A 12,808-nucleotide genomic window follows, 5' to 3' on the forward strand; every position below is an offset into this window, starting at 1 on the left:
GAATAGGTGGTGCGCCCCGCGTGAACGACCATGGCGCAAGGCGATCGGTCGCCCCGGGCGCCGCTGCCGCCCCTTCCCGCACCGGCGCCGCGCGCCGTGCGCCTGTACGCGGCCGCCCGGCGGAACCGGCCGTACCGGTCATGCCGTGACAGTCATGCCGTGACAGTCATGCGGGCCCGGCCGGCACCTTCCGGCCGCGCACCGGTCGAGCCGAACCGTTCCTCCCGTACCGGTCGCGGTCTTGCGGGCGCCCGTATGGTGAGGACGTGCCCAGACGGACCGAACAGGTGACCGCGGGGGCCCGCCGGACCGCCGCCCGCCGGGCCGGGCGGCGGGCGGGCCCCGCACCGGACGTCTTCGCCCCGCGCGGCGGCAACGACCAGGCCGACGGCCCCGTACCGCTGCACCGCCTCGACGTGCCGGCGCCCCACCTGCTGCCCTTCGCCATCGGCTCCTTCGACACCATCGGCCCGCTCTCCCGGGCCGGCTTCCCGCACCGGCACTCCTTCCACGAGATCGTGTACGTGACCGGCGGCACCGGCACCCACGTCCTCGACGAGGACCGCCGGCCGCTGCGCCCGCCCCACCTGTGCTTCATCACGCCGGGCCAGGTGCACTACTGGGACCGCGTGCACGGACTGCGCGGCTGGGTGGTCCTGTTCACCGACGACTTCCTGCTGGCCCACCCCGGTGACCGGGACGCGCTGGCCCGGCTGGGCGAACGCCCGTGGCTGCGGCCCGGCGCCGACGACGCGGCGCGGCTGTCCGGGCTGGTCGGCGAGATGCTGCGGGAGTACGGCGAGCGGGCCCCGTCGTTCACGTCGGTGCTCCAGGCGCAGCTGCACATCCTCATCGCCCGCGCGCTGCGGATGTCCGTACCCCGCAGCGCGCCGGGCCAGGACGGCGCACCCGGCCTCGGTTCCGGTTCCGGTTCCGGTTCCGAGGAAACCCGCCGTACCGACTTCGTGTCCGGCCGGTCCGCCCTGGTCGCCCGGGAGTTCACCCGGCTGCTGGCCCAGCCGGGCTCCCTGGGGCGGTCCGTGCGCTCCTACGCGGACGAACTGGGCGTTTCCGTAGGGCATCTGACCGAACTGGTCAAGCGTGGCACCGGCCGGACCCCGGGCCGGCTGATCCGCCACGCGCAGACCGTGGAGGCCAAGCGGCTGCTGTCCGGTTCCGAGCTGACGGTGACCCAGGTGGCCCGCCGGGTGGGGTTCGGCGACCCGGCGTACTTCTGCCGCTTCTTCCGCCGGGAGACGGGCCTGAGCCCCGGCGACTTCCGCCGGGCCACGGACGGCACCGGAGGAATTCACCATGACCCCGGTGCCGAGTCCATCGCAGCGCCGCGGCGGCCCGAATAGCGTCTGTCGCCGTCAGCCAGCCCCTGCGGCGCGGACGGTCCCGGCTCCTGCTGCCACCCCCGTGACCGGGCCGCCCCGCCCTTCCCCCCTGCTCACAGGAGCGCCCGATGGACGACGAACGCACAGACCGCACCGAGCCGGTGCAGGACGGCGGTCCGCGCAGACGGATCAGCCGCAAGAACGTGCTCAAGGCCGCTGTCGCGGCCGTGCCGTTGCCGATGCTGCTCGGCGGTGTCGCCCTGGCCCGCGACACCAGGCCCTCCGAAGGCCAGCTCACCCCCACCCCGTACTGCGACGACGGTGACGACCCCACCCCGCCGCAGATGGAAGGTCCCTACTTCAAACCGAACTCGCCCCTGCGGGACTCGCTGATACAGCCCGGCACCCAGGGCACCCGGCTCACCGTGAGCGGGTTCGTCTTCGGGCTGACCTGCCAGCCACTGGCCAACGTGCTGCTGGACTGGTGGCAGGCGGACGTCAACGGCGCGTACGACAACGTGGGGTTCCGCTTCCGCGGGCACCAGTTCACCGACCAGCGCGGCGCGTTCAAGCTCACCACGATCGTGCCGGGCCTCTACCCGGGCCGCACCCGGCACCTGCACGTCAAACTCCAGGCACCGAACCAGCCGATCCTCACCACGCAGCTCTACTTCCCCGGCGAGCCGCGCAACAACACCGACCCGATCTTCGACCCCGCGCTGCTGATGAACGTACGGCAGAACGGGTCGGCCAAGGAGGCGTCCTTCGACTTCGTCCTGCGGGTGCGCGGCGGTACCACCCCGACGCCGACGGGCAAGCCGACCGATCCGCCCGGCGGCACCTGGTCCGCGGGGACCGACTACCGCGCGGGTGACCAGGTCACCTACGACGGCGCCAACTACGCGTGTCTCCAGCCGCACACGGCGCGCGCCGGATGGGAGCCGCCGGCCGTCCCGGCGCTGTGGCGCCGCACCTGATCCGGGACACCGGTGTCCGGCCCGCGTACCCGGGCCGGGCAGGCCGGTGCCGGCCCGTGCGGCCGGCACCGGTCGTACAGGCGGCACCGGCCGTACGGGTGCCATCGGCCGTACGGGTGCCCCCGGCCCTACGGGCGGCCGGTCAGTCCCCGTACCCGAGCTGGAGGTCGCGCTCGGTACGGCCGCCACCCGTGACCTGGAGGACCGTCGCCACCGGCGGGTAGCCCGCCGCGACGACGGTGTACTCGCCCGCCGACAGGTCGACGAACCGGAACAGCCCGTCCGGCCCGGTGGTCGCGGAGTCCACCACGTTGCCGGCCGCGTCCAGCAGGGTGACCCGGGCGTCCTCGACGGGTCGCCCGCCGCCGGACCGTACGGTGCCGCGCAGCACCGCGCCGCCCGCCAGCTCGATGTCCTGCCGGGTCTCCCGGGCCGACCCGACGGTGACCGGCAGGGCGGCGGGGCGGTGCGCGGGGGAACTCGCGGCGAGGGTGTACTCGCCGGCCACCAGCTCCGTCAGGACGTAGCCGCCCTCGCGCCCGCTGCGCCCGGTGGCGACGACCTCGCCGCGCACGTCCGTGAGCGTGACCGCCGCGTCGCGCACCGGCGTGCCGTCCGCCGTGGTGACCGCGCCGGACAGCCGGCCGGCGCCGCCGAGCAGCAGGTCGAGCCCGACCGGCCGCTCGCCGACCGTGACGGCGACCGCCTGCGGCCGGTGCCCGCCGGCGGCGGCGATCAGCACGTACGCGCCGGGGCCCGGCGCGCTCAGCGCGTACTGCCCGTCCACCCCGGTCGCGCCGCGGGCCACCTGCCGGCCGTCGGTGCCGACCAGGGTGAGGGCGGCGTGCGGCACCGCGCTGCCGTCGCGGTGCCGGACCGTGCCGCCCATCGGGACGCCGGGCACGTACGGGTCGGCGACGGCGGCCGGTGCCCGCGGCGTGCGGTCCGGTTCCGGGCGCTCCGGCGGGCCGGGCGGCGCCGCCTCGGTACGGGCCTGCGGCACGGAGAGCGCGTCCCGCTGCCCGGCGGGCGGCGGGACCGGGACGGGCGGAAAGGGTGAGGGGTGGGTCACCAGGGGTTTCTCTTTCAGGAGGACGGCGAGCAGCAGGCCCAGAAGGAGCACCGGCAGGAGGTAGAGGAGGACGCGCGGCACGGGCTGCGCGTAGGCCGCGGCCGGGCTGTCACGCAGTACGGCGGGCAGCGCGCCCAGCAGTCCCGGAACAAGTGACTCCGGTTCGGCGGCGTGCCGCCCGGACCCCGGCAGGCCGGGCCCGATGTGCCCGGCGAGCCGGTCGGCGAGGAAGGTGAGGAAGAGCGCCGCGCCGACGCAGCCGCCGAGCTGCCGGAGCGTTACGTGGGTGCTGGTCGCGTGGGTGCTGTCGGCGTGAGTGTCGGTGGTGGCGGCCCCGGCGCGCCGTACGGAGTCGCGTACGGCCAGCACGAGCACCGGCAGCACGCAGCCGACGCCCAGGCCCAACACCCCCGTCCCGAGGGCGTGCAGGGGCTGCCCGGCGTCCTGCGGCGCACGGCACAGCAGCCACACCGCCCCGCCCGCCAGCGCGCAGCCGACGACGGGGAGCACGCGGTGCCGGCCGGTACGGCGTCCGAGGTGGCCGCAGAGGACCGCGCCGAGCGCGAGACCGGCCGTCGCGGGCAGCATCAGCAGGCCCGACCGGGCCGGCGACGCGCCGTCGGCCACCGGCAGGAAGGTCGGCAGGTATGCGGCGGCGCCGAACAGGGCGGCACCGAGGGTGGCCCCGACCAGTCCCGGGAGGGCGAACACCGTGTCCCGCACGACACGGAGCGGCAGCAGCGGGTCGGTGCCGAAGTACTCGACGGCGAGGAACATCAGGGCGGCGCCGAGCGCGCCCAGCCCGAGGCCGACGACGGCCCGCGAGGTCCAGGCGTACTCCGTACCGCCCCAACTCACCAACACCGCGAGGCAGGTGGCGCAGGCGGCGAGCAACAGCGCTCCTGACAGGTCGAGTCGGCCCCGTACCGCGGGCTTGGGCAGCCTCGGCACGCACGCCGCCACGAGCAGCGCCAGGACACCGAACGGCACCCCGGAGAAGAAGCACCAGCGCCAGGACGCGTGGTCCGTGAGGAAGCCGCCGAGCAACGGCCCGGCCGCACAGGCGAGTCCGCAGGCGGCGCCCGCCCCGGCCATGATCCGGCCGCGCAGTGCGGGCGGTACGAGGCTCGCGACAACCGCCTGCACCCCGATCAGCAAGCCCCCTGCCCCGGCCCCCTGGAGGGCACGGCAGGCGACCAGCTCCCCCATGGAGTGCGACCGGCCGGCCAGCACCGAACCGGCGGTGAACAGAGCCGCGGCGAGGACCAGCGCCGCCTTGCGGCCGAAGGCGTCACCGAGCTTGCCGTGCAGCGGCAGGCCGGCCGCGGCGGCGAACAGGTACGCGGTCACCACCCAGGACACCGTGTCCGGGCCGCGCAGGTCGCCGGCGATCCGCGGCAGCGCGGTGACGGCGACCGTCGCGCCGAGGGCGCCGGGCAGCAGGGCCGCCAGCAGCCCGGACAGGAGGGCCGGCGCCCCGCGGGGGCCCTGCGGTCCGCCGTCCTCCGTCCAGGCCGGACGGATGTCCGGTGCCGCCGCCCACCGCCCCGGTTCGGTCAAGGTGGTACCGCCCACGTAATGCTCCCCTCGTCACGCCTGCGCCGCCGCCCCTTTCTCGCATCGGGGACAACGGCGTTCAAGCGCGGCGAGCGGCGGTGGACGGGGAGGTACGGGGCCCAACTGCGGTGCCGGAAGCGCCCGTCGGTCGCCCATCAGGCGTTTCCCGCCGGTGGCGGTACGTTCCGGCACGGACGGCGGGCCGACGGAAACCACCCGAACCGGTGAGCGTGCCGCGCCCCTCCCGGGGGCACGGCACCGCCCGGTCCCCCGGCGTCAGCGCCGGGTCACTTCTTCTCCGTCTCCTTGGCGAGGTTGGCGAGCAGCTCGTCGTAGATGCGGCCCAGCCCCTTGGGCGCGAAGGTCCGCTCGAAGAAGCCGCCGACGCCGCCCGCGCCCTGCCAGGTCGTGGTGACGACGACGTTGGCACGGCCCTGGCCGGCCGGGGTGACCACCCAGGTCGTCACCATGGAGGAGTTGCGGTCCTTCTCCACCAGCTGGCCGTCGGTCGGCTCGTCGACCTCCAGCAGGCAGTCGCGCACCCGCTTGCTCGTGGCCTGGAGCTTCCAGTGGACGAGGGTGCCCTTGCCGTCGCCGCCCTCGCGCACCTCGTACTCGCTGAAGTGCGCGGGCAGCAGCTTCTGACGCGTACCGCTGTAGTCGGCGAGCGCGTCGAACACGTCTTCCGGGTCCGCCGCGATCTCGCGCTGCGTACTGGCCTCGACCTGGCCCATGTGTCTCTTCCTCCGGTGCTCGTCTGCTGTTCCCGCGGCCCGCGAGCCGTACCGGCGCCGCGCTGCCGCAGGGCCACCACCTTAGGCGGGGCCCGGGCTCCCGGACGCCGCGGCCGGACCCGAGGGCTCCCGGCCCCGGCGGCGCGCCGGGAGCGGAGCGACCTACTCGCGCGAACGCAAGTTCTATTATCGCGCTCAGGCCGAGCTGCCGGGGCCCACAGCCTCAGCGACTCAGGCGAGGCACACCGCGCCGGGCGGAACCAGCCACTCGCACCCCCCGCCCACCGGCCGCAGAAAGGCGACCGCCTGCACAGGACGCCCGTCCGGGCGGACGGTCGGATCCTGATGTCCCTCGATCACGTCACACAGGATGCCGACGCGCCCGGCGTCGTCCTGGACCCGCTTGCCGATGTCGTCCGACGTGACCATCAATGCCCCTCGGGGTGGCGTCGCAGGTAGACGTTGCAGTCGGTCACGGTCGTTATATCGCCGACGGCGCGCGCACGGATCCGCACGTTGACCAGTTCGGCGCACCCCGCGCACCCTTCCACCGGAGTCGGCTCCAAGTCGAAGCGCAGCGGCAGTTCAACCGGCGCGGACGGGTATGTCTTCGGCTCGCTCACGACACGTCGCCTCGAAACGTCTTACGGCCGACCCCTTTCGGGTCGGTGATCTAGTTCAGTATCGGAGTGACCGAAGCACTCTCGCTACGGTTACCAGTGCACTGGTGTGCCGACCCTGGCAGCGAGTCAACTCACGTGAGGGGCAAACGGTATGGCCACTCCGAAGACATTCACGAAGATCGCCGATCACTTCCGGGAGCGCATCCTGTCGGGGGAGCTCGAACCCGGCGCGCAGCTACCGACCAACCGGGAGATCGCCGGGCAGTGGCAGGTGGCAGCCGCCACCGTCTCCAGGGCCTTGCAAGCCTTGCAGGTCGAGAACTACATCCGGACCACCCCCAGGGGCACCTACGTCGCCGACGACCCCAGGTGGACCCTCTCGGCACGTGACCGGCTGGCCCGTGTCCAACGGGTCAAGTCGTTCCTGGCGGAGGGCGAGACGAGCCGGGTCACTGCTGCCGGGCTGGTTGCCCCGCCGCTGTACGTCGCCGAGATCTTCGACCTCGGCGCCGGAGATCAGGTCGTGCGCCGGGAGTGGCTCGCCGGCCGGGGAAAGACCCGGACCGTGTTCGCCGTGACGTGGTACCCGGCACCGTTCGCCGCCCTGGTGCCGGACTTGCTGAACACGGCTCCGGGACGGAACCACGGGCTGACCGCGCGGGTCCTGGAAGCCACCGGGCGCACCGTCACGCACGCCAGGGACGACATGCACGCCCGGAACGCCGACGCGCGGGAGGCCGGTGCTCTCGGGCTCGCGGTGGGGGCTGCCATCCTGGCGGGCGCTCACAGGTGGTCGGACGCCGAAGGAGTCATCGAGTACGGGGAGTGGTGCCTGCCGCCGCGGTTCACGATCGGTTACGAGTACCGGTCCTGAACCCGTACGCGGGCCGTGCTGCCAGCATGTTCCGGCCCTCGTGTCTCAGCGGTCCCGATACCGGTCCCGGACCTCCGGCAGCCGCCGGAAACCGGCCGACATGTAGGTGGCGACGGCGCCCCTGTTGGAACTCGGGGTGCAGACCAGCGCGCTCGACGAGCCTAGTTGTCGGAGTGCGGCCGCCGCGGCGGCGGTGATCGCCTTGCCGTGGCCCTGACCGCGATGTTCCCTGTGCACGCCCATCGGTTCGAGCAGTCCGGGCCTCCCGGGGCCGGCCGACCACACCGTCACCGCCGCCACCGCGTCGCCCCGGTCGTCGTACGCGATCAGGCACCGGGCGTCGGTGTACGGCGTCCCGGCCGCCATCGCGTGCCAGTTCCCGTCCGTGAACGTCGACCCGTCGAACGCCGCCCGCTGCACGGCGGCCCGTACGGCTGCCTGCTCCGGCCCGGCCACCTCGATCCGTACGCCCGGGTCCTCGACCGGTTCCGTGAGGTCGCGGCGCAGCGGTGTCCACGGGTCGTCGGTGCGCCAGCCGTCCTCGGCCAGCAGGGTGTGGAGCAGCGCGCCCGCCGGTGCGTCGACGTGCGCCTTTCCCGCCGGCAGGACGCCGCGCTCCGGATTGGTCAGGTCCTCGGCCAGCCGACGCGCCAGTTCTCCGTCCTGCCGGGCGTCGGGGGCGATCGCCAGTCGCAGCAGTCCGGGGCCGTCCAGCAGTCCCACGGCGCGCGTCCGTCCGTCCCGGCTCCAGGTCCGCACTGCCGCGGCCGTCGCCTCCGTGCCGAACCGCCAGTACCAGCCCAGGTCTCCCGGATGCAGTTGCATCGGAGCCGCGTCGTCCTGCCATTCCCGCAGGGCGGCCACCGCCTCGTCCAGCCCGTCGGTCCCCGGTTTGCCCAGCACCATCGTCATGCCCGGCATCACACACCACACGTCGGTCCCGCGCACCCGAATTGGGGCGGGGGTGCGCTCCTCGCGGCCGATGCCGGTAAATGGCCGGTGGCTGGAGGACCGCTGAGCCTAATCTGTCGGCCATGGCGGAACCGATACGGATACGGGACATGGAACAGGCCGACATCGACGCCGTGGCGGCCATCCGGGTGCGCGGCTGGCAGACCGCCTATGCGGGGCTGATGCCGCGGGCGTACCTGGACGGGCTGAGCGTCGCCGAGGACGCGGCCGTGCGCCGGGAGTTCTTCGCCGCGGCGCCGCCCGAGGTGGTCAACCTCGTGGCGGAGCAGGACGGCGGCCTGGTCGGCTGGGCCGCCTTCGGACCCGCCCGGGCCGAAGACGGAGCACCGCCGCCCCCGGCGACCGAAGGCGAGTTGTACGCCCTCTACCTGCCTCCGGAGCGCATCGGTACGGGTGTCGGGCGCGCCCTGACGGACGCCTGCCTGGCGCGCGCCGGGCAGAACGGTTTCCGCGCGCTGCGCCTGTGGGTGCTCAAGGGCAACGCGCGCGCCCGGCGCTTCTACGAGCGCGCCGGTTTCCGGGCCGACGGCGCCGAGGAGGCGTACGAGGTCGCGGGGGTGGCCGTACCGGAGGTGCGCTACCGGCGGTCCCTGCCGGCCGCCGTGACGCTCGCGGCGGGTCCTCAGGGCCCGGCCCGCTCCTCCGGCTCCTCCTGAACGCCCAGGCGGGCCAGGGAAGCGGCCGCCGCGGCGGCCAGGCGGGGGTGGTCGCGGGCCGCGGTGAGGGCGGGGACCGCGCGGCGGTCGCCCAGGGCGCCCAGGCCTTCGACGCAGGCGAGGGCCACGCGCCAGTACGGGTTGTGCGGGGTGAGCAGGCGTTCCAGGGTGGCGATCAGGGCCGGTACGGATTCGGGGGCGCGCAGTTCGGCGAGCAGGCGGACCGGGTGCAGGGCGTAGGCGGTGCGCAGCGGGTTGGTGGCGAGTGCGGCGGCGGCGCGGGCGGTGCGCGGGTCGCCGAGGCGGCCGAGGGCGTGGGCGGCGGTGGCGCACCGTACCGGGTCGCGGTAGTTGAGCAGCAGGACGAGCGTCTCGAAGGCGCGGCGGTCGCCCGCGGTGCCCAGGATGAACGCGGCGATCTCGCGGGCCCACAGCGGGCGCTCGACGGCGGTGAGCACCTGGGCCAGTTCCTCGCGCCCCGCCGTGGTGTTCTTGCGGGCCAGCCCGAGGAGCCGCTCGTAGGCGACGAGGTCCTGCGGGGAGCGGAGTTCGGCCCGCACCCGGTCCGTCAACTCGTGGAATTCATCTTCCATCTGCCACTCCCCTCCGGCGGATTTCTCACGGTACGTCCGACGTGGCCCGGGCCACAGCCTAAATCCCCGCGCCACCCCTGGCGCTCCTGGTTACCGGCGAGTTAATCTGCTGAGCACGGGCAGCACCCCTGCCCGGGCGGCCTGGTGACGCAGCCGCCACAGCGTGCAGTCGGTTCGGCGTCCAGCACGACGCTCACGGCGCGGCCCCGGGACAGGGCCCGCCGCCGCACCACCCGCCTCGTACATGCCGTCCGCGCATGTGCCCGGCCCCTCCTCAGTCGTCACTTCCCGCCTGCGCTCACGGGCTTCGCTCCTCGGGAGCCCCTTTCGCACGGGATCCACTCTCTGGAGTCTCGCGATGGACCGTAAGTCCACCCCTGACCTCTCAACCGATGTCTCCACCGTCCCCAAGGTCTCCACCTCCTCCACCGGTTCTTCGCCTGCCGGGGCGCCCCAGGCCCTTGCCACCGTGGCCGTCGTCGGTCTCGGCACGATGGGCACCGGCATCGCCGAGATCCTCACTCGCGCGGGCCGCGAGGTGATCGGCATCGACATCGACGACGCCGCCGCCCGCCGGGCCGTCGCGGCGCTGGAGGCGTCCACCACGCGGGCCGTGCGCCGGGAGCGCGTCACCGCACGCGAGCGGCAGGACGCGCTGGCCCGCTTCCGTACGTTCCGCGACCTCCAGGCCGCCGCCGAGGCCGATCTCGTCATCGAGGTGGTCCCGGAGGAGTACGAGCTCAAGCGGCAGATCTTCACCGCGCTGGACGGCATCGTGCGGCCCGACGCGATTCTCGCCACCGGCACCAACGCGTTGTCCGTGACCCGGCTGGCCGCCGACTCGGCGCACCCCGAACGCGTCCTGGGCCTGCACTTTTTCAACCCGGCGCCGGCCATGAAGCTGGTCGAGGTGGTCTCCTCCGTCCTGACCGCGCCGGCCGCCGTCGCCGCCGTCACCGAGCTGGCCCGCGAGCTGGGCAAGAACCCGATCGCGGTCGGCGACCGGCCCGGCTTCGTCGCCGACGGGCTGCTGTTCGGCTACCTGAACCAGGCCGCCGCGATGTACGAGTCCCGGTACGCGTCCCGCGAGGACATCGACGCCGCGATGAAGCTGGGCTGCGGCCTGCCGATGGGCCCGCTGGCGCTGCTGGACCTGATCGGCGTGGACACCGCCCGTACGGTCCTGGAGGCCATGTACGCCGCCTCCCACGACCGGCTGCACGCCCCCGCGCCGATCCTGGGCCAGCTCGCCGAGGCGGGGCTGACCGGCCGCAAGGCGGGCCGCGGCTTCTACACGTACGAGGCGCCGGGCAGCCCGGTGGTCGTGCCGGACGGCCGGACGCCCACCGCGACCCACGACCTGGACGCCGGGCGCACGGTGCGCAGCGTCGGAGTGGCCGGTTCCGGGACGATGGCGAGCGGGATCGCCGAGGTCTTCGCCAAGTCCGGCTTCCAGGTGGTCTTGGCGGCCCGCAGCCTGGAGAAGGCCGAGGCGGCCAAGGCCCGTGTCGCCAAGTCCCTGGACCGCTCGGTGACCAAGGGTCGGCTGACCGCCGAGGCGCGCGACAGCGCCCTCGCCGCGGTGACCGCCGCCGGGTCGCTGGAAGCCTTCGCCGACGTGGACCTGGCGGTGGAGGCGGTCGCCGAGGACCTGGGCGTCAAGCAGCAGATGTTCGCCACGCTGGACAAGGTGTGCAAGCCGGGTGCCGTGCTGGCCACGACGACCTCCTCGCTGCCCGTGGTGGCTTGCGCGCGGGCCACCTCCCGCCCGCAGGACGTCGTCGGCATGCACTTCTTCAACCCGGCGCCGGCCATGAAGCTGGTGGAGGTCGTGCGGACGGTCCTGACCGCGGACGACGTGCACGCGACCGTGCGCGCGGTCTGCGCCCAGGTCCGCAAGCACCCGGTGGACTGCGGGGACCGGGCCGGGTTCATCGTCAACGCCTTGCTGTTCCCGTACCTGAACAACGCGGTCAAGATGGTGCAGGAGCACTATGCGACCCCGGACGCCATCGACGCCGCGATGAAGCTGGGCGGCGGTTACCCGATGGGCCCGTTCGAACTGCTGGACGTGGTGGGCCTGGACGTGTCGCTGGCCATCGAGAAGGTGCTGCACGCCGAGTTCCGCGACCCGGGGCTGGCGCCGGCGCCGCTGCTGGAGCACCTCGTCGCGGCGGGCTGCCTGGGCCGCAAGACCGGCCGCGGCTTCCGTGAGTACGCCCGGCGCTGACGCGTGGCGGACGGCCCGGCCGGCGGGCGGCGGATGGGGCGGGCTGCTGGAACCCTCCGGCGGCCCGCGCCCGCGCGAGGGGGCCCGCGCGACGGCTGATGCCGCAGGCCGCGGGAATATGCAGTACCGTCCCCACATGTCCCAGCCCGCCCGTACGCAGCCGTCCGACGGATCCGAAGCCACCACTCCCGGCACCCGGAGGGCCGCCGCCCAACGTCTGAAGATGCGCCGCGAACTGGCGGCCGCCGCGATGGAGCTGTTCGCCGCCAAGGGCTACGAGGCGACGACGGTGGACGAGATCGCGGCCGCGGCCGGCGTCGCCCGCCGTACTTTCTTCCGCCACTTCCGCTCCAAGGAAGAGGCGATCTTCCCGGACCACGACGACACCCTCGTACGGGCCGAGGCCGTCCTGGACGCCGCGCCGGCGCACGAGAATCCGCTCGACACGGTCTGCCGCGGCATCAAGGAAGTCATGCGGATGTACGCGGCCTCCCCCGCGGTCTCCGTGGCGCGCTACCGGCTGACCCGGGAGGTCCCCACCCTCCGCGAGGCCGAGATCGCGTCGGTGGCCCGCTACGAACGGCTCTTCACCCGCTACCTGCTCGGCCACTTCGACGAGGGCGCCCACCACGAGGGCGACGACGACCCGCTGCTCGCCGAGGTCGCCGCGTCCGCGGTCGTCACCGCCCACAACCACGTGCTGCGACGCTGGCTGCGGGCGGGCGCCGAGGGCGACGTGGAGGCCCAGCTCGACCACGCCTTCGGAATCGTCCGCGCCACCTTCGGCACGGGGATCGGCGCGGGCCGCGGGCTGGGCGGGGACCACCAGGAGCCCCCGGCGCGGGCCGCGAAGCAGGGCGAGGTGCTGGTCACGGTGGCCCGTACGGACGCGCCGCTGGACGAGGTCATGCGCACGATCGAGAAGGCGCTCAAGCAGCGGTGATGAGGAGAACTATTGGCGTGCGCCATTCGCCTTGACGCCCCGAATGCATCGATTCGCCGGTTCCCTCGAAAGTGAGTAAAAAACCGCATCCGGCACGGTGAACGGGCAGGTCAGTTCCTGTGGTCCCCGCGTGTGCGGGGGTGGTCCCCCCCCTCGCTTTATCTCTGAAGTTCGGATCAGAGTGGTCCCCGCGTGTGCGGGGGTGGTCCCCCGGACATTCGCACACCCGCACCGCGC

The 12,808-nt window shown here is 73.9% G+C and carries 12 protein-coding genes; 6 read left to right on the forward strand and 6 right to left on the reverse strand.

What is annotated here, in order from left to right; genetic code table 11:
* Positions 1-401: 401 nt before the first annotated feature.
* Both JXZ78_RS09045 and JXZ78_RS09050 read left to right on the forward strand, forming a co-directional pair.
* On the forward strand, positions 402-1,361 hold the full coding sequence (locus JXZ78_RS09045; RefSeq protein WP_033037957.1) for a helix-turn-helix domain-containing protein: 960 nt from the start codon (positions 402-404) through the stop codon (positions 1,359-1,361).
* Positions 1,362-1,468: 107 nt separating this feature from the next.
* On the forward strand, positions 1,469-2,317 hold the full coding sequence (locus JXZ78_RS09050; RefSeq protein ID WP_030020431.1) for a dioxygenase family protein: 849 nt from the start codon (positions 1,469-1,471) through the stop codon (positions 2,315-2,317).
* 142 nt (positions 2,318-2,459) lie between these two features.
* Here the strand turns inward: JXZ78_RS09050 and JXZ78_RS09055 are convergent, their stop codons facing one another.
* The 4 genes from JXZ78_RS09055 to JXZ78_RS09070 all read right to left on the reverse strand — a co-directional run bounded on the left by JXZ78_RS09055 (position 2,460) and on the right by JXZ78_RS09070 (position 6,303).
* Entirely contained in the window at positions 2,460-4,964 is a 2,505-nt protein-coding gene (locus JXZ78_RS09055; protein ID WP_030020430.1) for an MFS transporter, read from the reverse strand.
* A 269-nt stretch (positions 4,965-5,233) separates the two neighbouring features.
* The gene (locus tag JXZ78_RS09060) at positions 5,234-5,680 is read right to left on the reverse strand and encodes an SRPBCC family protein (protein WP_030020429.1); all 447 of its coding nucleotides are present in this window, start codon (positions 5,678-5,680) and stop codon (positions 5,234-5,236) included.
* A 231-nt stretch (positions 5,681-5,911) separates the two neighbouring features.
* The gene (locus JXZ78_RS09065; protein WP_030020428.1) at positions 5,912-6,109 is read right to left on the reverse strand and encodes a hypothetical protein; all 198 of its coding nucleotides are present in this window, start codon (positions 6,107-6,109) and stop codon (positions 5,912-5,914) included.
* A complete protein-coding gene (locus JXZ78_RS09070) occupies positions 6,109-6,303 on the reverse strand; it encodes a hypothetical protein (RefSeq protein WP_078624291.1) in 195 nt (64 codons plus the stop codon). The genes JXZ78_RS09065 and JXZ78_RS09070 overlap by 1 nt, the downstream gene beginning before the upstream one ends.
* 151 nt (positions 6,304-6,454) lie before the next feature.
* Between JXZ78_RS09070 and JXZ78_RS09075 the strand changes: the two genes are divergently transcribed.
* A complete protein-coding gene (locus JXZ78_RS09075; protein WP_030020427.1) occupies positions 6,455-7,177 on the forward strand; it encodes a GntR family transcriptional regulator in 723 nt (240 codons plus the stop codon).
* A 45-nt stretch (positions 7,178-7,222) separates the two neighbouring features.
* Here JXZ78_RS09075 and JXZ78_RS09080 read toward each other — a convergent pair whose 3' ends face one another.
* Positions 7,223-8,089 (reverse strand): GNAT family N-acetyltransferase, encoded by an 867-nt coding sequence (locus JXZ78_RS09080; protein ID WP_030020426.1) that lies wholly within the window; start codon positions 8,087-8,089, stop codon positions 7,223-7,225.
* 122 nt (positions 8,090-8,211) lie between these two features.
* On the opposite strand from JXZ78_RS09080, the gene JXZ78_RS09085 reads away from it, so the two are divergent.
* Positions 8,212-8,805, forward strand: a complete 594-nt coding sequence (locus tag JXZ78_RS09085) for a GNAT family N-acetyltransferase (protein ID WP_238782773.1) — start codon at positions 8,212-8,214, stop codon at positions 8,803-8,805.
* On the opposite strand, the gene JXZ78_RS09090 is transcribed toward JXZ78_RS09085, so the two are convergent.
* Positions 8,772-9,398, reverse strand: a complete 627-nt coding sequence (locus tag JXZ78_RS09090; protein WP_030020424.1) for a HEAT repeat domain-containing protein — start codon at positions 9,396-9,398, stop codon at positions 8,772-8,774. The two genes, JXZ78_RS09085 and JXZ78_RS09090, sit on opposite strands and share 34 nt — an antisense overlap.
* 358 nt (positions 9,399-9,756) lie before the next feature.
* Between JXZ78_RS09090 and JXZ78_RS09095 the strand changes: the two genes are divergently transcribed.
* Positions 9,757-11,628, forward strand: a complete 1,872-nt coding sequence (locus JXZ78_RS09095; protein ID WP_275127601.1) for a 3-hydroxyacyl-CoA dehydrogenase family protein — start codon at positions 9,757-9,759, stop codon at positions 11,626-11,628.
* Between the two features lie 136 nt (positions 11,629-11,764).
* Positions 11,765-12,571, forward strand: coding sequence for a TetR family transcriptional regulator (locus tag JXZ78_RS09100; RefSeq protein ID WP_208870156.1), 807 nt, complete (start codon positions 11,765-11,767; stop codon positions 12,569-12,571).
* Positions 12,572-12,808: the final 237 nt, after the last annotated feature.

It is taken from the genome of Streptomyces monomycini (assembly GCF_022271435.1).
Lineage (GTDB): Bacteria > Actinomycetota > Actinomycetes > Streptomycetales > Streptomycetaceae > Streptomyces > Streptomyces monomycini.